Below are 21,793 nucleotides of genomic sequence, written 5' to 3'. Positions count from 1 at the left end.
GGACGTTATTTTACGATTAGATTTTTAAAAGTGGCGTATCCATTTGATGGATCATCTGAAGTACAGGAGGCAAAGAGACCGAATTTTGCACCAACCCATTTGCTTTGCTTCGCTTGGAACTCTGGACCAAATGGTTGGACTGAGCCGTCATTAAGGAGGTAGCTGAACTGGCAGGCATTTCCCGGCAGCATTTCGAAGTGGAGGCGCAATTGTGAACTAGGGTACTGCGATTCGGAGAGTACGGTTTCGATGCCTTTTTTGTTCGCGTCGAGACACTGCTTCATCACGAGCTTCACTTGAGTACCCGTCGATTCGAGTCCGATCCAGAAATAGTTGTAGCCAAAAACGATGAAGCCCGCGACGTCTCCCTCGCTTTGTGGGCAGAACTGTAAATCGACCGCGCAATCGATCTGAGGACCTGTCACTTTTTGCAAAAGCAGAGGTCCCGTTTTCCAGAACGACTCTTTAGGACTGCGAGGCATGCAGTTTAGGCGAAGGGTCCCTCGTTCGGGATCGATGGTTGACCAATCTGAGCAGGCGTTCGCTTGCCACTGCCATTGCCGTCCGAGCTCAGGTTTAGAGAAAGCGTCGGACTGGGGAACGCGGTAGTTGGAATCTTGTGACAAGTTTGGAGCTTCATGATCTATTACGGGTTCGCCGATTCCCGTGTTTTGTGGATCTAGCCCCATGACGGGCCACCCATCTTCCCGCCACTGCATCGGTTGCAGATGCACGACGCGACCGTAGGGTTGATTTTCTTGAAAGTGGAGAAACCAATGTTCGCCTTCGGGCGTATCGACCCAGGCCCCTTGGTGTGGGCCGTTGATTGGGGTGGAGCCTTGCTCCAGGACCTTGCGACCTTCGTAGGGACCGAATATGTTTTTGGATCGAAACACGGTTTGACAGCCCGTTGCGACGCCATCGGCTGGGGCGAAGATCCAATACCAACCATCCCGCTTGTAAAGCTTGGGGCCCTCTATCGTGTTCCACTCGGTGTCGCGATCTCCGTCGATGACTACTTGGCCGTCGTCAAGGAGGCGGGTGGCATCGAGAGACATTTCGTGAAGCGTAAGTATGTTACAGATACCGGAACGGCTCTTAGCCCAACCGTGAATCAAGTAGGCTTTGTCTCCATCCCAGAGGGGGCAGGGGTCGATCAAGCCTTCCCCCGCTTTGATGAGGTAAGGGGCGCTCCACTGGCCACGCGGGTCGTCGGTGTAGGTGACGTATATGCCGAAGTCGGGGTCGGGATAGAAGATCCAAAATGTTCCATTGTGAAAGCGGATGGCAGGCGCCCAGACGCCGCAACCGGCTCGGTGCTCGCTGTAGTGGTGTTCTGGCACTAAATGAGGTAGGGCATGGTTGACCAGCTCCCAGTTAATCAAGTCTTTCGAGTGAAGTATTGGCAATCCGGGTACATTGCAAAAGCTGGAAGATGTCATCCAAAATTCGTTGCCTACTCGGATCGCATCTGGATCTGAGTAGTCGGCGAAGAGGATGGGATTGCGATAGCGAGCCGTTCTCTCGTTTTCTAGTTGGGGAAGGGAAGGAGTACTGGGATTGAGCATCTGGAAGGAGATCCGGGCCGCGGTTGCTTATTGTTCGGCGGCAGCCTTGTTGAGGCTGTCCCTTACCCAAGAGACCATCTTTTCCTGCCAATGAGGGTCGTGGTTCGACCATTCGGTGAGGCGGTGGCCGGCTCCGGGTAAGATGAGCAGGTCGCATCTCGTATTCAGCTCGTGGAGACGATTTTGAAAGTCGATAGACTGCTCGATGGGAACGGTGCGGTCTGCGTCCCCGTGAATCAGCAAATAATCGGGACCTCCTGCTTTTAGCAGATTGATGGGGGAGTTCGCCTCGAGGAGCGCAAGTGATACTGGGGTCACCTCTTTTGGGCGGTCGAACAGGTTTTGCAGGGAGATGCTTAGTCCGCCGCGAATTTCGAGATCCTGCACAAGACTGGTGACTGCGGCGCACCCCACGATGACCTCGGGACGGATGTCTTCGTTCGCGTGGGCGGTGAACATGGCGAGCTGGCCTCCCGCTGAGTGTCCGAAAACGGCCACGCGATCAGGGGCGCCCTTGTAAGCGGCAATGTTTTCGTTGACCCAAGCGAGTGCGGTCAAGGTGTCGTCCTTGCATGCAGGCCAACGGTACTGGGGCGCCAGTCGGTAGTTTATGGATACCCAAACGAAATTCGCGTCGGTGAGGGGTTGGAACCAAGGGGAGATGTCAGCGCCGCTGTTTGGCTTTTCCGCACCGCTCTTGTCTCCGCTTCCCCAGCCTCCGCCATGGACGAGAAAAGCGACGGGGAAAGGACCTTCGCCGTCCGGGACGGAAACGTCGAGGCGGAGGCTTTCACCATCGGCTACTCCGTATTCGATATCTGCTATGAATTCGCTGGCGACCGAGGAGCAGGCGAAAGCGATGGCGAGCGCTGGAGCGAGGAGGTGGCGTTGCATGGCGGCCATATTAGTTGGTAGCCTTGCTCTTGCGTCCGATGACCGGGACGAGGATTTGGATCGCGATGAGCGAGAGGATGTACATGCCGGAGAAGTAGGCGAAAACGGATATGTAGCTGCCGGTCTTGTCGAGAATGGCTCCGGTGATGATGTTGACGAAGCCGCCGGTCATGTAGGCGGCGAAGCCTCCCATGCCGACGACGGAGCTGATCGCTTCGCGTGGCATGGTATCGCCGACAACGCTGAAGAGGTTGGCGGACCAGCCTTGGTGGGCGGAACCGGCGATGCCGACGATGGCGATGGCCATCCAGACCGAGGGAACGAAGGGGGCGAAGTAGATGGGTACGACACAGAGGGCGCAGACCAGGAGGGCGGTTTTGCGGGCCTTGTTGAGGGACCAGCCCTTAGCTAGGAGTTTGCCTGCGAACCAGCCGCCCAATACGCCTCCAGCGGTGGCGACAAGGAAGAAACTTGCCGTGGCTTTTGCGGTGTCTCCTTGGTCGAGGGAAAATACCTGCTGCAGGAAGTCCGGCACGAAGAACTGATAGAAGCCCCAGGCGGGGCCGGCGAGAATGCTGGCGATGAGGTAGGCCCAAGCGGCTCGGTAGCCGAGCAGGCTGATCCAGGGAACTTGGGGAGGTTTCTCCTCGGACTCCGGCTGGCCGTCGCGGATGTAGGCGAGCTCGCTTGGCGAAAGCTTGGGATGCTCTTCAGGGGGTCGGTAGAGCGCTTTCCAAGCGATGACCCAAACGAGGCCTACGGCGCCCGTGATGTAGAAGGTAAGCTGAAATCCCACTGCGGCGTACAGGTAGCTGACGATGAAGGGGCAGGCGACGGCGCCGACGTTGGAGCCAGCGTTGAACCAGCCAGTTGCGGTCGCTCGCTCCCGGACGGGGAACCATTCGGCGACGGTTTTGATGGCTGCGGGAAAGTTGCCGCCTTGGCAAAGGCCGAGGGCGATGCGGCCGTAGATGAAGCCGGCGGCCGTCATGGGCACCGTGACGAATGAAATTACGAGGTAGGGGAAGGCGGTGCGAATCTCCGGGGCGATGGCGGTGATGGTTTCATCGAGGTCCAGGAAGGCGCAGAGGCCGTGCAGCCCAGCGAACAGACTCCAAGCTCCCACGAAATAGGGAAGCGCTTTCTTGACGCCCCAGCGGTCGCTGAGTCGCCCGCCGAAGAGGTAGCCGAACGCGTAGGCGAAGGAGAAGGCGCCTGTGATGTATCCATAGTCACTATTCGACCAGCCGAACTGCTCGCTGAGCGGCGTCTTGAGCACGCTGATGGTGAGCCGATCGAGGTAGTTGATCGCAACCGAAAAGAAAAGGAGGCTGCAAATGACCCAGCGGAGGTTTCCGTCGGGTTTGTTTAGAGTTTTTGGAGTGTTCGTTTCGGGCATAGGAAGACCATTGAAAAGGTAGTCTGGAGGGTAATCAGACTTTGGGGTTGGGCGGGTGTCGCCGAGCGCGGATCTCGACGAGAGAGCGGAGATTAGGTGACGCTGATCGAGTATCAATTCGCCCCCTGCGCAACATGTTGACTAAATGTAATATGGTGCGGGACGAGGGCTTCTGCTTGCTTGTTGGAATACTCAGTCGACGGCCGACGCAAGCGAGCGTTTGGCTACGAGCAAATCCCTCTTGCCCCATGAAATTAAGGATGTTTTTCGATTTGCGAGCTCTTGCTGCTGGCGCTCGTTTGCTTTCACTCAGCGCCGCGCATCGCGACCCCACTCGCTAGGATGCGCTTGAAGCGTTTCAGCGTTGTCTTCTCGATTCTCGCGGCGATCGCGTTTGCAGCTTCACTCGGCGCTGAGCCGTTGGCGTTTCCTCACGCGGAGGGATACGGTCGATTTGCCAGCGGTGGGCGCGGAGGAACCGTTTACGAAGTGACGCACCTTGGCGACTCCGGGCCTGGAAGCCTGCGCGAGGCGGTGGAGGCTAAAGGTCCCCGCACTGTCGTTTTTCGGGTGTCAGGCACGATCTACCTGGAGTCAGACCTCAAGGTGAACAATGGCGATTTGACGATCGCAGGGCAAAGCGCCCCGGGCGATGGGATCTGCATTGCCAAGCGTGGTTTGCAGGTGAATGCCGACAACGTAGTGATTCGCTTCATACGCGTACGGCTTGGCGATCTCTACCCTCGAGAAAACGGCCTGCAAAGCTTCGAGTCAGATGCATTCGAGTGTCGGTATACGGACAACGTCATCATCGATCACTGCACCTCCTCTTGGTCTATCGACGAGTGCGCAACCGCCTACAACAATACGAATTTCACTATGCAGTGGTGTATGGTGACGGAGAGCTTGCGCAACTCCTTCCACTCGAAGGGAGCGCATGGATACGGAGGAATCTGGGGCGGAACCAACGTCACGTTCCATCACAATCTGCTAGCCCACCATACGAGTCGCACCCCCCGCTTCAATGGTGCGCGTTATGACGACCCGGCAACTTGGGATCGCCAAGTGGACCATCGCGACAACGTGGTCTACAACTGGGGTGGCAACAGCTGCTATGGCGGCGAGCCCAATGCGAGCGGCTTTCAGGCGAATTACAATATCGTGAACAACTTTTATAAATCAGGGCCGGCTACCTCTGGCAGCAAGCGCGACCGCATCATCGAGGTTACGCCGCTCGACGGTAAGGTGAGTCGCTTCTTCGTGGGTGGTAACTATGTCTGGGGTGAGGAGGCTGCGATCGAAGACAATTGGCTCGGTGTCGACAACATCCCTTCGGGCCAAGAAGCTGCGGCCCGAGCTGGAAAACCATTTCTCATGGCTCCGCTGACTTCTCAAGATGCCCATGCTGCCTTCGACGCAGTTCTGAACTGGGGTGGGGCTTCGTTCCCTAGTAGGGACAGCGTGGATACGCGAATTGTTGAGGAGGTCAGATCCGGGGCAACGACCTATGGCGACAATGGCATTGTCGACTCTCAAGAGGAAGTCGGAGGCTATCCTGTCCTCTCCTCCGACGAGGCTCCGCTGGACACCGATGGCGATGGCATGCCTGATGAATGGGAACTGGCGCACGACCTCGACCCTGCAGACTCGAGCGATCGAAATACTGTGGATACGAAAACTGGATACACGGCCTTGGAAATCTATCTAAACGGATTGGTTTCGCACCTTTACCCCAATCCGCGTGTGGAGATGCGTCGGACCGAGGCTGCTCTCGTTATCGATTGGGAAAACCTGTTGAACGATGCGTCGCTTTTTTCCAGCAGCGACGCGGAGGCTTGGATTTTTGAGCAGGATTCGGGCACTCAGGGGCAGGTCGCGGTTCCCCTCGAGGCTGTGCAATCCCTCCGCTTCTACCGCTTTGGTCCGAAGCAGGAATGATGGTAAAGTGACGTAGGACTATCGCTTCTTGCGGTCGGGCAGGCTCCAGCCTTCGTGCCACTCGCCGGAAAGGAGGATCTCGTGTTGGTCGCTGGGCACTCCGCGTTCGTTGCGGTGCATGAGGCCTACCAGCATTTCGACGGCGAGTTCGCCAATTTTCTTCGGCTCGTAGTAGATGCCAGCGCACTTCGTCTTGAGTTCCGCCTCCAAGGCCACGATGCCGACTTCGTCGGGAACCTTGACTTTCAGGTGGGAGAGCCAATCGAGCACGACCTCGGAGTGGGTGGCTAGGATTGCATCGGGGCGATTCGTTTCGAACCATTCCGCGAACTCTCTTTCTGTAGGTGGAATCTGGTGACAGAAGGGGACGCGGTCCGCCTCGGGCAAGGAGGCTTGGTAGCCGAGAAAAGCTGATATCCAGCGGTCGCCCACGCGTGGGCTGTCGTTGTCGCCGGAGAAGACGAAGCCGATCCGTTTGTAGCCGCGTTCCACGCATTGGCGCATGCTTCTCCAAACGGTCTGGAAGTGGTTTTCGGTGACGTGGTGGAGGACAGGGTTGCGTAGCGTCATGCCGAGGGCGACGCAGGAAAAGTTGCCCAATGGCAGCTGCAGCTCGCATTGGCCAGGGGGGAGGCGTCCGATGATAAGTCCGTGGATGCTTCGGGTTGCGAGGATATCGCAGAAGCGCTGCGCGGTCATGCCGGGCTCGGCGAGCCAGAAGTGTTCTAGGTTGTAGCCGAGCTGCTTGGCTCGCTCGACGGCGCCCGGATAGAAGTCGGGCCGGGAGTGGTGGGTGGGCCGCCAACCGAAGCGCTCAGGGTAGTTGGTTACGAAGGCGATGGTACTGTCGAAGGCGGGTCTCCCGGTACGGCGCTCCTGCATGAGGGCTGCGACCAGCGGATTGACGCGATAGTCCAAGTCTGACGCCAATTTTTGGATACGGTCGCGGACGGGTTTGGAAATGCGCGGGTGGTTGCGCAAGGCGAGCGATACGGTGGATCGATGCACGCCTGCTTGCTCCGCGATATCGTTCAGAGTCACTTTGTGTTCCACTTTTGTACGAAGGCTGGTTGGATCTGGGAGTACTGGGCGCGGATGTCGCGCAGGAGCAGGACTCGCTTTGGCCGAATTTATAGGACTCGTCTAGCGGTAAGTCAACGGTCCGGGCCGCGCCTGCTTCGATTGCGTATAGCCGTCGCGTTTCTGGGCGAAAAAGCCGTCACCCTCTCGGGCGACGGCTTGGTTACCTATGATTTTTTGGTCCTTACATGTCGAATGATGCGGACAAAATGAATTGGCGCGGATCGATGATGCGGTAGGTGGCCACGGTTCCGTCGAGGTAGGCTTGGGTGGCTTGCAGGCCGCCGCCGTTTTCGAACGCGTTCTTGACGTTGAGCTGGAAGGTGGCGGCTACCTTGTCGTCGAATAGCTTGGTCTTGTAGGTCACGAAGAGGTCGACGAAGGTTTCGGCTGGGGAGTAGATCGGACGGTTCGTGTCGAGCGTGGTGATCTTGTTTTCCGGCAGGGTGAGGTCCTTGTTGGGATCGTATCCCATGCCGTAGAAGCCGATGTTAGCCTTGTCGATCCAGCGAACCGAGGCGCCGACGCTGGTATGCTTCAGGAAGCTGCCTTCGCTGATGCCGGCGAGGTTGTACTTCGTGTTGAACTTGGCCGAGTACTTGCGGATTTGGGGGCGGGGGCGACCGACGAGGGCGCGGAATACCGACAGCGGGGAATCTACGTTCGAGATGAAGCGAGCTTCCGGAGTTTGGTCGTTGTGGTAGGGACCGAGGCCGTCGTTGAACTCGTCGCCAGCGATGTACCACCAGAGCAGGTTGCCGCCCGGACCTTCGGGGATGTGGGAGTAGTCGCCTTCGAGCATGATTGGGTCCACGGCGCTTTCGTCCACGTCGGTGGTCAAGAGGCGGTCGACGGGTTTCCAGAAGGTGCGGAGCTGCTCGACGCCGTCGATGGTGACGGTGTCGTGGTAGAAGCGGGGATCCTCGAAGCTCGTCCAGACAGGCATGCGGTTGGCGATGTAGTCGTCGACGGTTTGACCTGCGGCGGTGTTGATGGCCTCGTTCTTGGTGACGGAGGCGCTGACGGTCCAGAACTTGTTGGGGTTGAAGTTGATCTCCAACTCGTCGCCGCGGGAAACCATATCGTTGACGGCGGCGTAAGTGTTGTCGTCGGCGATTTGTTGCAAGCGAGTGTAGTAATCTACATCCAGTCCCATGATGGGGGCCATGACGGCGGGATCGTCGCCAGCGGTGTCGCCGCCTTCGCGTCCTTGCAGGTTTCTGACCAAGCGGTTGAGGGCTTGGCTGTCGTTGGAGACGAATCCGTCCATGCGCATGATGCGCTGGGCCATGGTGCTGATGTCGCCTTGGCGGAGGTCGCTTTGCTTGGTTTCGTAGTGCACGTAGCGGAGCGAGAGGCGGCCTTCCATCATGCTCATCCAAAAGCCCTTGTCGGTGGTAGTGCCGGTTTGGTTGGGCAAGGGGTTGAGGTCGAGGTCCCAGGCGGGGCCTTGGGCGATGAAGTTATCCGCCTCGTTGTAGGTGAGGCTGAGGCCGCTGAGGGCTTCGGCGAAGAGCTTGCTGATGCCGCTGCCGCCGTCGACCTTGGACTTGAGGAAGTCGAGGTCGCGGAAGGGGCGAGCTACGATGGAGAGGTTTTCGCTCTTGCCGCTGGCCTCGCGCCAGCCTTCGTTCCAACGGTTGGTCAGGGCGAAGTCGTACTCGAGCAGGTCGGGGGTCAGGGTCGCGAAGGGGGCGTTGCGGTCGTAGACGGTATCGCTACGTTTGCCGAAAGTTCCCACCAGCTTGCCGTCGAAGAGGGTGCTCTGGAGCACGAATCCGTCGGTCTTGATGACGTTTTGTACATTGTGTTGCCCTGCGGTGCCGTCGGGGCTCGGCGTGAAGCCGATGGAGGAAACGTCGTAGCGCAAGTTGTTGGGATCGTGGCCCCAAACATAGGCGGCGCTGACTCCGGTGGGAAAGTAGGAGGGAGCGTATTCGATGCCGCCGCCGGGAGTGTCTCCCACGTAGTAGAACTCGTTGAGCATATGGTAGTTGCTCGGAGCGTCTCCGTAGATTGGGTCTACGTTAGAAGTGGTACGGTTGGCCAACGGAATGTTGAGGTCGTAGTACTTCTTGATCCAATCCACATTCTGGTTCAGCGGGGAGTTGCGGTAGGTGTAGATGCGGTTTTGGCGATCCTTGTACTCGTAGTAGCCCAAGACTTGCTGGGTGCCGAGCCACTTGGTCCAGCCGTCGTCGTCGGCGAAGTTGACGCGATAGACGCCTTGGGCTCGGGTGGTGTCCCAGAGCTTGGTGTAGTCGCGGCGGTAGGGGGCCTCGGCTCTGAGGTAGGGAAGTCCGGCGTAGGGATTTGGGCTGCCGTCCAGGTTTACCTGGTTCACGTCGACCTGGATTTGGCCAACGTTGCTGTTGACGCTGGCGCGGCCCATGGGCTGGTTCTCGTTGCGGACCACGTCCTCCCTCATGAAGGTGCCTTGGAACGCGAGGGTGTGCTTGGTGGAGTTGAGGAAGAGCTGGTCGATCTGGGCCATATAGATGTTGGTGTCGTCCCAGGCCTTGCTGTTACCCATCAAGTTAACTTCTTCCCAGTCGTAAATCGACTTGTCCGAGACGGGCGGAACCAATGAGTTGTAGAGCGGCTGCTGGCTGGCGCTGTACTGGAGGGTGGACTTTGTCCTCAGCATGCCGACGCCGGTAGTGGCCGCTGCGTATGGGTCGGTATTGTAGAAGGGCCGATCTGCGCGGGTGAGCCGTCCCATGGTCCAATAGGGATCGAGGTTGGGAGAGATCTTGAAGGGCGAGCGGCTCTCTTCCCCGTCGAAATAGGAGGGGCGGCTGGTATAGGGAGTGGTGGAGCCGAGCACGTTGCCTCGACCGTATACGTCTCCGTTGCCCATGGTGACGAGGCCGGTGACGGTGTTCCACATGGGCTTTCCGTCCGCGACCCAGCTGGAGTAGTAGTCGCGAGGGGTGGTGTAGTTGGGCCGTACCGACTCGTTGTCGTACTTGTACCAGGAAGCGGCCAGGGTGGTGTTTTCCCAGGGACGGGCCTTGACCTGCAGGCTGAGGCGGCGGGCGTCCTCGCCGGAAGGCTTGCGGACGAAGCCGGTGTGCTGCTTGGCCACGCTGAAGCGAACGGCGAGCTCGTCGGAGAGCATGCGGTTCACGTCGATCGAGGCGCGGTGACCGTCGTAGCTGTCCACTCGCAGGTCGACCTTGGTGAATTCGTGGTTCAGGTTAGCGGTAGCGGGCACTTGGTTGACGGTGCCGGCGGCGTTGCCCAAGCCGAAAATGTTGGCGTTGGGCCCGCGGCTGAGCTCGAGGGAGTCCAGCCATAGCGGATCCACGGGCACGTAGCCGGTCATGCCGATATTGTTGAAGGCGATGTTGGCGTTGCCGATGCCGCGGACGCGGTTGGCGTTGTTGGGGTCGAGGCTGACTTGGTCGACGACGGCCCCGGTACGGTCCGTCTCGAAGAGCGAGTAGGAGCTTGTGCCTTCGGTGCCGGCCATGTGGTCGAACACGTCGTTGATGTCGACCATGGCGAAGTCTTGCATTTGCTCGGTGGTCATCACCGTGATCGATTGAGCCAAGTCCTCGACTTTCGAGTTCAAGCGGGTGCCCGACATCGAGTTCGATTGGAAGTAGCCTGTTGCCTCGGCAACGACCTCGAAGGGCGATAGCTCGAAGACTTCCTCGTCGCTGCCGCCCAATTCTTGGGCTTCAGAGAACAGCGGAAGGAACAGCAGCGCCAGAGCTGGCGTAGAGGCGACAAGTTGCCTCGCAGAGCGCGATTGCGCGGGGTATTTGCAGTGTGATAGTGGCATGGTTATACTTCGTTATATTTGGGTACAAAGAGACTGGGGAGACGGAGGTAGGGCAGGACAAACGACGGCTGGGGGCGGCGCCCTTACGACTCTATTTGGGGGTAGTAGCGGAGGCTGGCTGGGGTAACATCAGGATTAGGTCCTCAAAATATATTCGAGGTCGTTCTCCGAACAAATCGTTCGCAAGTCACATCGTTGACTAACCTAAATAACGCCGGTTTTAGGGCGTTTTGCCATCGTCACCCACCTAGGGAAATATCCTGGGTATGTGGAACCTGAATACAAGGTTGGTTAGGTTTGCCCTGGGATCTAGGCCCCAAAAAAGGTTCATCATCAAATGCAGTGGATGCCACTTGATACGATATCATGTAGATGCGCTCTAAGGTGGGCCGGCTTCTCCGAAGACGACTGTTTTAGACTGATCCACGGGACTTAGACGCCTGTTTTTCTCGCTTCGCTCGTAGATGTGTCGTCGCATCCGCTCCTCGGTACGGAGAAGTCGTTCCACCATCAGGCCGATGGGTATTCAATGCGTGAGGTGATGTATCAAAAAAAGGTTCATCACCCTATTGCGGGGATAGTGATTCTTCGGTGGGAAGTGCCCTTGTGGCACGATCGATCCTGACCAATCGCGGCACAAGGCCGCTTCCCGCAAAAGATGGTTGAGCGAAAGCGCTACTGTTCAAAAGGAAAGTGCGCCATGATTTTTACTCGTGCCGGAGGGCGTCAATGGGATCGAGCTGGGCGGCTTTGTAGGCGGGGAAAAGTCCGAATATCAATCCTATGGATACAGATACGCCGAGGGCGGCGGCTACTACCCAGGTTTCGATTATCATGGTCATGCCTTGTTGGCTTTCCATGAAATAGGCGACTCCCCATGAGAGCAATACGCCCACGATGCCTCCGGTAAGACTGAGGGCGATGGCCTCGATGAGGAATTGATAGAGGATATCCGATCCGCGGGCTCCAACCGAAACGCGTACCCCGATTTCGCGGGTGCGTTCGGTCACCGAGACCAGCATTATGTTCATGACGCCCACCCCGCCCACGATGAGGGAGACGAAGGCGATCCACATGAGCAGCTGGGTGAGGGCGGCGGTGGTGGAGGTGAACATTTCTGTAAGTTCCGTTTGGGTACGGATGTTGAAGTCGTCCTCCTGTCCGTCCACCAGCTTGTGGTTGCGGCGGAGGATCTCGGTGATCTGTTGGGACGCAGCTTCGGTGTCCTCGATGTTGCGGGCGCTTGCGTAGATATCGCTCACCCATTGGCGATCGCCGACGAGGCGGAAGAGAGCGGTGGTGACGGGAATGAGGATGAGGTCGTCCTGGTCGCGGCCGAAGGAATTTTGCCCTTTCTTTTCCAGTTGCCCGATGACTTTGAAGGGCACGTTGCGGATGCGGATACTTTGGCCGATAGGGCTTTGGTCGGGAAAGAGGTTCTCCGCCACGGTGGAGCCGAGCACGGCGACTTTGGCTCGGGAGCGCAGTTCGGCGTCGGTGAACATGGAGCCTTCTGTCAGATCCCAACTGCGGTTGAACAAGTAGTCCATGTGCACGCCTTGGGCTTGGGTGTACCAGTTCTTTCCTCCGCCGATGACCTGACCGCTGACGGATACGGTGGGCGACACGGCTTCGATGAGGGTGGCTTCACGGCGAATCGCGTCGGCATCTTCCATGGTGAGGCTGCGGGAGGATCCGGCGCCGCGACTGACGCCGCCTCGGGAGTTTGTGCCGTTGCGGATCATGAGCAGGTTTGTACCCATTGAAGAAATACGTTCTTCGATGTTCTTCTGGGCACCGGTGCCCATGGCCATCATGACGATGACTGCTGCGACGCCGATGATAATGCCGAACATGGTCAAAGCGCTGCGGGTCTTGTTTTTTAGCAGGCTCTGGCGGGCGGCTTCTAAGAGTTTCCAAATTTTCATCTGTGCTTTATTTATGGATACGGATTAGATGCCGGTGACGGAGGTGAAGTTGGCGAGGTCGGTCTTGGCGTTGCGGCGCTTTTCGACTTGGTTGTCGGCCACGACTAGCCCGTCTCGCATTTCGATGCAGCGTTTGGTGTAGGTGGCAATTTCGGGCTCGTGGGTGACGATAAGGATGGTGGCGCCCTCTTCGTTGAGCTCTTGGAAGAGACCCATAATGTCGAGGGAGGTGCGTGTATCCAAATTTCCTGTCGGCTCGTCGGCGAGGATGAGGGTAGGTTCGTTTACGAGGGCTCGGGCGATGGCGACGCGCTGCTGTTGGCCTCCGGAAAGTTGGGACGGGTGGTGGTCCATGCGTTCGGCAAGGCCGACCCGTTCGAGACACTTGCGGGCACGCTCAGTGCTATTGCGAAAGGCTTTGCCGCGGTGGTAGACGAGAGGAAGCTCCACGTTGGCCACGGCGGTGGTGCGGGCGAGCAGGTTGAAGCCCTGGAAGACGAAGCCGATCTTTTGGTTGCGGATGTCGGCCCGCTGGTCGCGTCCCATGCCGCTGACCTCGATCCCGTCCAGCTTGTAGGTGCCTTCGGTGGGTCGATCGAGGCAGCCTATGATATTCATGAGAGTCGACTTGCCGGAGCCGGAAGCGCCCATGATGGATACGAACTCGCCCGGCTCGATGGTGATGTCGACGCTGCGCAGGGCGTGTACGGGTTCCGCTAGGTGGTAGGTTTTGCGCAGCTTGGAAGTTTGGATGACCGGTTGCATTTTCTCAGCTGTGCTAGAATCCAAGGCGACGGAGTCCGGTGGGACGTTCGTTGCTGGAGGAAGAAGAGGGAGCGTTCGAAGGATTGTTGACGCGTGAGATGAATTCCAGGTCTTCGGGAATCTCTTGGTCGCGCAGCGTGAGCACTTCGGTGAAGGCGCCGTCCGTCACGCCGGCCCGCACGGGCAACATGGTCAGCTCGCCGTCTTGGAAATACCAGAGCATCTGCATGTTGCGACGACGTTGCCCGCCTTCGCCTCCAGGGCCGCCTGCTCCGCCACCAAAGCCTCCGCCTTCGCGGTTGGGGCGTTCCGCGCGTTCGCCTCCGCCGCCTTGTCCGCCGCCGAAACCGCCTTGGGCGCGGCGTTCCATCATTTGGGCGCGGCGCGCTTCCTGTACGGCTCGCATCTCGTCGTTGGCCCGTAGGCTCAGGGCTGCAGTGGGTACGGAAAGCACGTTGTCCACCTCGGCCACCACGAAGTCCAAGCTGGCGGTCATGCCGGGCATCAGCTGTCCCCGCTTGTTAGGAGCGCCGACCACCACGGTGTAGTTGACCACGTTCTGCACCACGGAAGGAAGGAGGCGGATCTCCTCGACGACGCCGTCGAAGGTACGGTCGATGTAAGCGGCCACGGTGAATCGGACCGGCTGGCCGACCTTGATTTGCCCGATGTCGCTTTCGTCGACTTGGGCGAGGATTTCCATGTCGGACAAGTCGGCGGCAATGGTGAAGAGCTTAGGTGCGCTGAGGCTGGCGGCCACTGTTTGGCCGGGTTCGACGGTACGGTCGATGACGATGCCGGAGATGGGGGACCGGATTTCGGCGTATCCGCGGTTTTTCTCGGCCCGCGAGAGGTTGGCTTGGGAGCTGAGCAGATTCGCTTCGGCGGTTTGCAGGGCGATCTGATAGGGCTGGAAATCGTTGTCGGAGAGGAAGCCTTTTTCGTGCACGGGCTTGAAGCGCTCGTAGTTGTTTTTGGCCTGGAGGAGCTGGGCCTGGGTGCGCATCAGGTCGGCTTTGGCGATGGAAACCTGGGCGTCGAGCACGGAAGGGTCGATCACGGCGATGAGCTGGTTGGCTTGGACCTCGTCGTTGAAGTCGGCTCGGACCTCGTCGAGGATTCCGGAAACCTGTGTAGAGATTTCAACTACGTCTCGAGCGGCGAGGGTGCCGGTGGCCGATACCAGATTTTGAATGGTGCGGCGCTCGATCTTGGCGAACTGGTATTTGGGTTCTTGGCTGTCCTTGTCCGCTGCGGACTTCTTGTTGAAGTAGTAATAGGCTCCGCCGCCAAGGGCGAGTATCAGGATGATGGTGACAAATCGTTTCATGGATGTGAGTAGCGAAAGTGATTAGTTGGCAAGTTGCAGGGTGTCGCGCAGGAAAGTTTCGATAGTGCCGTCCTCGTAGGAAATCCCGAGACGGCTGGTGAAGAGGGCGAAGCGGGCTTCTTCTACCGCTACGGCGGCGTCGAGACGGGAGGAGCGCAGGCTGTTCACTTCCAGCAGGGTGGCGGCTCCGGCTTCGTAGCGGGAGAGTTCGGCTTCGAGAGCGGACTCGGTGGCGGCCAATTGGTTTTGGGAGGCGGCCAGCTGCAGCTTGGCGGTCTGATAGTTTTGCTCGGCTTGGTAGAGGGCGGTTTCGGCGGCCAGCCGCAGGCTGTCCAAGAAGAGCTCCTCTTGCTGGAGGGCGATGCGGGACCGTACGGTGGCAAGCTCGGTGCGACGCTTGTCGAAGATGGGAATGCTCACGGAGATGCCGGCGCTGGCTCGCGGCTTGTCGCGCAAGGCTTGGTCGGAAAAGGATCCGGCGGCGTTGCTGGAGTAGCCGGTGCCGAGGGAGGCGGAGGCGGAGACGCTCGGGCGCTTGCCGGAGCGAGCGATCTCCAGGTCTTGTTCCGCGGAGTAGAGGCGGGCGCGTTGGGCGGACAGGTCGGCTCTGGTTTGCAGGGCAGCGAGCGAGGTGGAGAGGTTTGGCTCGGCCAGAGTATCTGGATTCTCGATACCTTGGTAGGGATCTTCGCAGACGATGGCTTGGGGGGCGGGAATGCGCAGGGTGTTCTTGAGGGCGTAGAGGCTGTTGGCGTAGGTGTTGCGAGCTTGGGCCAACAGGCGTTCGCTGTTGGAGACTTGGGCTTGCTGGCGCAGGTATTCGGACTGGGTGCGGATGCCGTTCTCGACGTCGATCTGGATACGCTCCAGTTCCTCGATGCGGGTGGCGAGCTCCTCTTCCTGGATGGCGATCTCCTTGCTGCGCAGCACGGACTGGAAGTATTGGGAAACGGTGTTGAAAAGGAGTGCTTGGCGATCGCGATCGAAGTCAAGGGAGGCTGCTTCCAGTTCCGCTTTGGCGAGTTCGAGGGAGGCCTTGCGGGTTCCGCCGTCGTAGAGCGATAGCGAGGAGCTGAGGGAAGCGGAAGCCGAGTCGCTCCAACGTCCTTCGCCCTCGAAGATGCCGCCTTCGGTGCTTGAACTGAGGCCGACGTTTTCGGAAAGGCGCAGGTTGAGGTCGGGGGAGTAGTCGGCTTGAGCCTGCTCGACGCCGGCGTTGCGGGTCTCCACGGCGAGTCCTGAGCGCTGCAGGGCGATGTTGCTGTCGAGAGCGATGGTGATAGCTTGCGGCAGCGTGAGGGCTAGTGGGCTGGTCTCGTCGGCGACGGCGCTGGCCAGGGCCATCAAGGCGGTGACGGCGCAGGCTGCGAATCGTGGGCGGGATGGCTTTTTCAATTTCGGAAGTGTGAGGTGACGCATCTTTGTCTGCTTGCTTGGATACCGGCTCTGGGGCGCTCCATTCCCAAAAAGTTTTGGAAATGTATTTTTATCCAGCTATCGGGGGGCGGCTTGTGCACAAGGCGACCGCGCGTTTGTGCTCCACGGCGAATTGCGTCTTCGGAGAAGCCGCGCCACCTGGGTGCGGCAGATCGGAATTTTTGGAAATCTGGGAATGCGATTGGCGCAGGCGGGGTCTAAGGACAGATTGAAGTACGAAGATGCGAATGCCTCATGTCTGAAAGCGAATCGCTTTTGCCAAGCGACGAAGACCTGCTCGCGCGTTGCCGACGGGGCGATGAGCGGGCTTTTCGCAGCGTCGTGGAACGTTATCATGGGCGTTTGCTTGCCACTGCGACGGGGATGCTGGGGCCGGGCATGGACGCGGAAGCGGTGGTGCAGGATGGGCTGCTGCGCTTTTATCGGAACCTGGAGAAGTTCGAGGGGCGTTCCGCTCTGGGGACCTACCTTACCCGCATCGTCATGAACCAAGCCTTGAAACTACTGCGGCAGCGCCAGCGTTGGTATCGGCGGTTCCTGAGCAGCGACGATCCGGAGCATGGGGTGGCGGAGGGGAGCGAGGAGGCCCGCATCGGACAATTGGAAGACGAGGAACGGGCCCGCCAAATCCGAGCCGCCGTGCAGCAGCTCAAGCCCGAGTTTCGCAGCGTGGTGGTGCTGAGGTTTTTAAACGAATATTCGACCGAGGAATGCGCCCGGGTGCTGGGGATTCCTCAGGGTACGGTGATGTCTCGCTTGTCTCGAGCGCTCGACAAACTGGCCCCGCTGCTGAAAGATCTAAACCAACTATCGCGATCCCAATGAACGACGAACAAGCCTGGAAACAATTCGAACGCTTGGCTGCCCCTGACCTTAGCGAGCGGGAGCGGGCCGAGCTGGAGGCTGAGATTGAGAAGAACCCGAAGCTCGCGAAGCGCTTGCAAGCCTTTCGCGCGATGAACGCCTGGGCTCAAATGGAGCCGCCGGTCGCGGAGGTGGAAGCGCGGGAACGCCTCTTCTCTGAGCTGGACCGAGACCGGGAGTCGCAGATGGTCGAGGCTGGCCTCGGAAAGCTGTTCCCCGTTTTCATGGGAGGAGCCGTGGCGGCGGTATTGGTATTGGGAGCGCTCAACGTGTGGCAGTTCGACGCGCTGTCGGGTGACCTCTGGGAAGCGCTCTTCGGGTTGCCTTCCGAAACGATTGAAACCGCTATCGTCAGCCAACTATGAAGCCACGGTCACGTTCCCTTTTGATTCTCAGCACGACCCTGCTTGTGGGGATGCTGCTCGGCGCCTTGGTGCACGCCCGCTTCTTCGACAAGCGGGTCAAGCGCATGCATCGCCTCTCCACTCCGGAAGGGTTTGTTGAGAGCTATATCCGCACCATCGAGCCGACGAGTCCCGAGCAGGAGCAAGCGGTGCGGGAGGTGGTAACGGTGGTGGCCAGCGAGGTTTCTGCCTCCATCAAGGCCAACAAGGAAGAGATCGGCCGCCGCATGGAAGCCATGGCGAAACAGTTGGGTCCGCTACTCGACGAAGAGCAGCAGGCTCGCTTGCAAGAACGCCGTGAGCGCCACCAGCAGCGGCGGTAAAGAGAGCGAGGCACTCCGAATTGTGGATACAGTTTTGGGGGCTTGTTTTGACTTCCTCAGGAAAGGGGGATCTGTCAGCTTCCGAGGGTGACTCTCTCAAAGACTTTTCTCAAGGCGAACCTTTGGGTTTTCGCGGCGGTGGCGGTGCTGGTGTTTGTCCTGTTCCAGTTTGTGGATCCTGCCCCGCCGAAGCGGATCTCGATCGCGAGCGGGAGCGAAACGGGTCGTTACTACGAGCTGGCCCAGCGCCTGAAGGAGGAGCTGCGGCAAGAAGGGGTGGAGCTGAACATCGTCAAGACGGCGGGCTCCCAAGAAAACTTGGAGCTGCTCACCGCGGCGGATCGCCCGGTGTCTATCGCCTTCGTGCAAAGCGGCATGGAGGAGATTTTCGAGGCAGGTGAGGCTCAGTTGCATGGCTTGACCAGTTTGTACTACGAACCGATTTGGTTGATCTACCGCAAGTCCTTGGAAGTGGAATTCGTGTCGGATTTGCGAAATCGCAGGGTTGCGGTGGGCGAGCGGGGGAGCGGCACCAAGGCGGTCGCCGAATTTTTGCTGAACGAGAACGGCCTGCTATCGGGGGATGGAAAAGCGGAGCTGGTAGAGGTGGGAGGAGAGGCCGCGGCGTCGCTTCTCGAGTCGGGTGAAATCGACGCCGGCTTCTTCATGGTTTCGGCGGAGAGCGACATGATTCGTCGTTTGATCGGCATTGAGGGCTTCGACTTTCTCAGCATGCGGAGGCACGAGGCCTATCGAGCCCGCTACCGTTCGCTTTCCAGCGTAGCGATCACCGAGGGTTTGTTGGACTTGAAGGAGAACCTGCCGCCTGAAGACCGGGTGGTTTTGGCTGCGGTGGCGACCTTGGTAGTGAACGATAGCTTTCATCCCTCGCTCACCCCCATCGTTCTGGAGGCCATGCGTCGCGTCGTTTCAGAGGGAGGCGTATTGGAACAGCGGGACGAATTTCCCTCCGGCGAAAACGTGGGCTATCCTTTGACCAAGGAGGCGGATCATTATTTTGAATACGGGCCGCCGTTCTTATTGCGCTTCATGCCTTTTTGGGCGGCTTCGCTGGTGGACCGGCTCGTTATCTTGGTCATTCCGCTGCTGGTGATCTTGATCCCCATGGCGAAGTTGGCCGGTCCGGTATACAGGTGGCGGATACGCTATCGGATTTATAAGTGGTACAAGTTTTTGCGGGAGACCGACCAGAAGATCGTGGGCGGCACCATACAGGAAGATTTGGACGCGGAACGGGAGCGCTTGGAAAAGCTGGAGGACGAGCTCGCTTCGGTGGAGGTTCCGCTTTCCTACTCGGACGAGCTGTATCACCTTCGCCAGCACGTGGAGTATGTGTCCCGACGTCTGAATGCGATCGAGTCAGCGCGGCCGAAGGCGGAGGAATGAGCGAAACGATCGCGACCAAGGTCGCTCCCACAAATGATCTAGAAGAAGCAGACGCTGGCGATGGGAGGAAGGGTACTGGACGCCAGGGTCCAGGAGTCGCCTTGGTTTTTCGTGGTCCATAGGTTGCCGGTGGTGCTGCCGAGGGCGAGTTGGTATCCGCTGCTGTCGATGGCCAAGGCGTGTCGGTACACGAGGTCGTAGGCGTGCGCTTGGGGAAGGCCTTCCTTGAGCGTTTCGAAGCTTGCACCGCCGTCTCGGGTGCGGGTGACGACGAGCTTGCCGTCTACCGGAATGCGTTGCTCGTCTTTTATAGCCGGAACGAACCATGCTGTATCCGGTTTTTGGGGATGAACGGCGGAGGCGAAGCCGAAGACGCTAGGTCCGGCTTCTTTGATTTCGGAGAACGTTTTTCCGCCGTCGGTAGACTTGAAGATTCCGTTGTGGTGCTGCACCCAGAGGTGGTCGGGCGAGCTTGGGCATTGCACCATGATATGGGGGTCTTGGGCGACCGGGTCGAAGGCTTGGTCGGGAGGCAGGTAGTCGTTGCGGAGGCCTTGGCCGATCTGTGACCAAGTGTCGCCGTCGTCGTACGTTTCCCAGATGCCTCCGCAGGAGATGGCGACGGTGACGTGGTTCGAGTCTCGCGGATCGACGCAGACGGAGTGGATGCCGGGATAGTCGTATCCGCCGCCCATCCAGCGGGCGCGTTCGGGGACGTCCCAGAGCGAGCGAATGAAGGTCCAGCTGTCGCCGTGGTCGTCGGACTTGAAGAGGCCTCCGGGCAGGGTGCCGCACCAGATGCGGCCGGGTTGGTCGTCGCCTCCGGGCGCCAGCGCCCAAATCAGTTCGAGCTTCCAGGGAATTTCGATGTCGCGCATGGGGCAGCGGTCCGGCTCGCGTCCGTCAGGAAAATCTGGATACGCAGGGGAGGTGATCTCGCTCCACTCGTCCAAGCCTTTGGTTTTGCGATGGAGCTTTACGCCGAAGTGCCCGTGGTTGAGGGCGGCGAAGCTGTGTCCGCTGCGGGGATCGACCATGGCGAGGGTTACGGCATCGCCGAGGAAGGCGGTATTTCGCACGGTCCATTCGTTGGGTGCGGATTGGTCGAAGGTGAAAAGGCCTTTGCGGGTGCTTACGAGTAGGTTTTGCTGCATGGTTGGATTATCCTCCGGATAGGGCTTGCATGATAAATATCTCGTCATCCTCAGCTACGGGCAGGGCGAAGTGCTGGCGTTCCCGGATGGCTTGGCCGTTAACGAGGATGGCCATGTGGCGGTGGAGGGTGCCTTGCTCGTCGAGCACGTAGGTCTTGAGCCGGGGGTGGTCTGCGAAGACGATTTCCAGTGCTTCGGCAACGGTGGAGGCGGTCACGACTTGCTCGGGGCAATCGACGTGGCGGCGCAGATTCGCGGTGAAGGATACCTTGGGCACAGGGCCACGAGTTAGAAGACCCGGGCCCCTATTGGCAATGCGGAAGAGCGGGACGCACGGTTTTCCCGTCCACCCATCTCCCTTCGATCATAGTGACGATGGGCTTTTCGGGAACGCCGAACTCGCCGCGGTAGATTTGCTCGATCACGTTGTTGGCAGCGGATACGCCGACTTGCCGCCAATCGGGGTCGATGCCGGCGATGCCGTGAGCGCGGTCCTCGTCGTTCCAACCGAGCCGCACGTAGCCGACTTTCTTGCTCAGGCCTTCTTTTATGCCTTCCAAAAGCTTGGGGACGCGCCCGTAGGTGGAGAGGATAACTTCTGGGCGGTGGCTCTCGTACCAACTGGGAAAGTACTCCTCCAGATTGTAGCGGCCTGACTTGAGGAGGGGAATTTTTTCGTCGTCGGGCAGGCTCGTTTGATAGAGAAGCCAAGCGGACTCGCGGCGAATGCGGGCATCCTCGTCCTGCCTCCCGTAGATGGCGAGTCCGATCCGCCGATAGCCGCGGCTGCGCAGTTCGGCGACCGCGATTTCCACGGAAAGGTACTCGCCGATCACGACGCGGTTGAGGGCAGGGCGCTTCAAGGTGTGGGCGAGGGCGACGGCGGCGATTCCCGAGAGGTCGATGTCGAGGGTGACGTCGTGATCGAAGAAGTGCTCGAAGATGGCCCCGCGAATGTTGCGGCTGCGCAAGATGTCGACCAGCCTGTGGGGCGTCATGCCGGGCTCGTTGAGGAAAAATTCGTCGACCGTGAAGCCCTGCTGCTGGGCTTGTCGCAGGATGCCCTCTCTGATGTTGATCAGATTGCGGCGAACGACCGTGCCATGGGGGAAGCAGTGCACGTGGGCGATGACGGGCGGAATGTCGATGGGCTTGCCGCTGCGGCGGTGCTCCATCAGCGCTGAGATGAAGGGATTCTTCCGGTAGCCCAGCTCCGTCGCGATTTTTTGGATCCGCTCTCGAGTGGCCGCTTTGACCTCCGGGTGCTTGCGCAGGGCCCGGCTGACCGTCATGACAGAAACGCCAGCGAGGGCGGCGATGGATTTCATGCTAGGCGAATCTGACATGGAGACGGGGGATTTTTCTTCAATGTTACGATTAACGGAGCTTCGATGTCGATTAAACATGAAATAATAGCTTAATTTAGTTTCGTTAATCAAACTCAAGTGAGGCACACTTTCATTATTGTAAGGTTCGCTGACGAGAGCCCCCGACTCGTCGCGCTTGCTTAAC

17 protein-coding genes are annotated in these 21,793 nt (G+C 59.1%); 5 read left to right on the top strand and 12 right to left on the bottom strand.

The genetic code is table 11. The features are described from left to right. Positions 1-5: 5 nt before the first annotated feature. The 3 genes from IEN85_RS15625 to IEN85_RS15615 are packed head-to-tail and all read right to left on the bottom strand — an operon-like array spanning position 6 to position 3,861. Positions 6-1,568, bottom strand: a complete 1,563-nt coding sequence (locus IEN85_RS15625) for a glycoside hydrolase family 43 protein (protein WP_191618035.1) — start codon at positions 1,566-1,568, stop codon at positions 6-8. 27 nt (positions 1,569-1,595) lie between these two features. Continuing rightward, complete coding sequence (locus IEN85_RS15620; protein ID WP_191618034.1) at positions 1,596-2,462, bottom strand: alpha/beta hydrolase; 867 nt, start codon at positions 2,460-2,462, stop codon at positions 1,596-1,598. 10 nt (positions 2,463-2,472) lie between these two features. Beyond that, positions 2,473-3,861, bottom strand: coding sequence for an MFS transporter (locus IEN85_RS15615; RefSeq protein ID WP_191618033.1), 1,389 nt, complete (start codon positions 3,859-3,861; stop codon positions 2,473-2,475). A gap of 342 nt (positions 3,862-4,203) precedes the next feature. Here IEN85_RS15615 and IEN85_RS15610 point away from each other — a divergent pair, with 342 nt between their 5' ends. Then, positions 4,204-5,799, top strand: a complete 1,596-nt coding sequence (locus IEN85_RS15610) for a pectate lyase (protein ID WP_191618032.1) — start codon at positions 4,204-4,206, stop codon at positions 5,797-5,799. An 18-nt stretch (positions 5,800-5,817) separates the two neighbouring features. On the opposite strand, the gene IEN85_RS15605 is transcribed toward IEN85_RS15610, so the two are convergent. The 6 genes from IEN85_RS15605 to IEN85_RS15580 all read right to left on the bottom strand — a co-directional run bounded on the left by IEN85_RS15605 (position 5,818) and on the right by IEN85_RS15580 (position 16,087). Further along, positions 5,818-6,852, bottom strand: coding sequence for a LacI family DNA-binding transcriptional regulator (locus tag IEN85_RS15605; protein WP_191618031.1), 1,035 nt, complete (start codon positions 6,850-6,852; stop codon positions 5,818-5,820). A gap of 211 nt (positions 6,853-7,063) precedes the next feature. Further along, the gene (locus tag IEN85_RS15600) at positions 7,064-10,669 is read right to left on the bottom strand and encodes a TonB-dependent receptor plug domain-containing protein (RefSeq protein WP_191618030.1); all 3,606 of its coding nucleotides are present in this window, start codon (positions 10,667-10,669) and stop codon (positions 7,064-7,066) included. A 707-nt stretch (positions 10,670-11,376) separates the two neighbouring features. Beyond that, positions 11,377-12,597, bottom strand: a complete 1,221-nt coding sequence (locus IEN85_RS15595; protein WP_191618029.1) for an ABC transporter permease — start codon at positions 12,595-12,597, stop codon at positions 11,377-11,379. A 24-nt stretch (positions 12,598-12,621) separates the two neighbouring features. Beyond that, complete coding sequence (locus IEN85_RS15590) at positions 12,622-13,362, bottom strand: ABC transporter ATP-binding protein (RefSeq protein WP_191618028.1); 741 nt, start codon at positions 13,360-13,362, stop codon at positions 12,622-12,624. Between the two features lie 13 nt (positions 13,363-13,375). Continuing rightward, positions 13,376-14,692 carry an efflux RND transporter periplasmic adaptor subunit gene (locus tag IEN85_RS15585; protein WP_191618027.1) on the bottom strand — a complete coding sequence of 439 codons (1,317 nt, stop codon included), beginning with the start codon at positions 14,690-14,692 and terminating at the stop codon, positions 13,376-13,378. A 21-nt stretch (positions 14,693-14,713) separates the two neighbouring features. Further along, on the bottom strand, positions 14,714-16,087 hold the full coding sequence (locus IEN85_RS15580; protein WP_191618026.1) for a TolC family protein: 1,374 nt from the start codon (positions 16,085-16,087) through the stop codon (positions 14,714-14,716). Positions 16,088-16,363: 276 nt separating this feature from the next. Between IEN85_RS15580 and IEN85_RS15575 the strand changes: the two genes are divergently transcribed. The 4 genes from IEN85_RS15575 (at position 16,364) to IEN85_RS15560 (ending at position 19,127) form a co-directional block, all read left to right on the top strand. Beyond that, complete coding sequence (locus tag IEN85_RS15575) at positions 16,364-16,954, top strand: RNA polymerase sigma factor (RefSeq protein WP_191618025.1); 591 nt, start codon at positions 16,364-16,366, stop codon at positions 16,952-16,954. After that, the gene (locus tag IEN85_RS15570) at positions 16,951-17,358 is read left to right on the top strand and encodes a hypothetical protein (RefSeq protein WP_191618024.1); all 408 of its coding nucleotides are present in this window, start codon (positions 16,951-16,953) and stop codon (positions 17,356-17,358) included. The genes IEN85_RS15575 and IEN85_RS15570 overlap by 4 nt, the downstream gene beginning before the upstream one ends. Continuing rightward, on the top strand, positions 17,355-17,720 hold the full coding sequence (locus IEN85_RS15565) for a hypothetical protein (protein ID WP_191618023.1): 366 nt from the start codon (positions 17,355-17,357) through the stop codon (positions 17,718-17,720). The genes IEN85_RS15570 and IEN85_RS15565 overlap by 4 nt, the downstream gene beginning before the upstream one ends. A gap of 87 nt (positions 17,721-17,807) precedes the next feature. Further along, positions 17,808-19,127 (top strand): TAXI family TRAP transporter solute-binding subunit, encoded by a 1,320-nt coding sequence (locus tag IEN85_RS15560; RefSeq protein ID WP_191618022.1) that lies wholly within the window; start codon positions 17,808-17,810, stop codon positions 19,125-19,127. A gap of 38 nt (positions 19,128-19,165) precedes the next feature. Here the strand turns inward: IEN85_RS15560 and IEN85_RS15555 are convergent, their stop codons facing one another. Genes IEN85_RS15555 through IEN85_RS15545 form a run of 3 tightly spaced genes read right to left on the bottom strand, consistent with a single transcriptional unit; the run spans position 19,166 to position 21,627 of the window. Continuing rightward, on the bottom strand, positions 19,166-20,281 hold the full coding sequence (locus IEN85_RS15555; protein ID WP_191618021.1) for a WD40/YVTN/BNR-like repeat-containing protein: 1,116 nt from the start codon (positions 20,279-20,281) through the stop codon (positions 19,166-19,168). A 7-nt stretch (positions 20,282-20,288) separates the two neighbouring features. After that, a complete protein-coding gene (locus tag IEN85_RS15550; protein ID WP_191618020.1) occupies positions 20,289-20,558 on the bottom strand; it encodes a MoaD/ThiS family protein in 270 nt (89 codons plus the stop codon). Positions 20,559-20,586: 28 nt separating this feature from the next. Beyond that, entirely contained in the window at positions 20,587-21,627 is a 1,041-nt protein-coding gene (locus tag IEN85_RS15545; RefSeq protein ID WP_191618019.1) for a LacI family DNA-binding transcriptional regulator, read from the bottom strand. Positions 21,628-21,793 lie beyond the last annotated feature (166 nt).

Origin of the sequence: Pelagicoccus enzymogenes (assembly GCF_014803405.1) — a bacterium.
GTDB lineage: Bacteria > Verrucomicrobiota > Verrucomicrobiia > Opitutales > Opitutaceae > Pelagicoccus > Pelagicoccus enzymogenes.
This window is presented reverse-complemented; position numbering and strand designations above follow the sequence as displayed.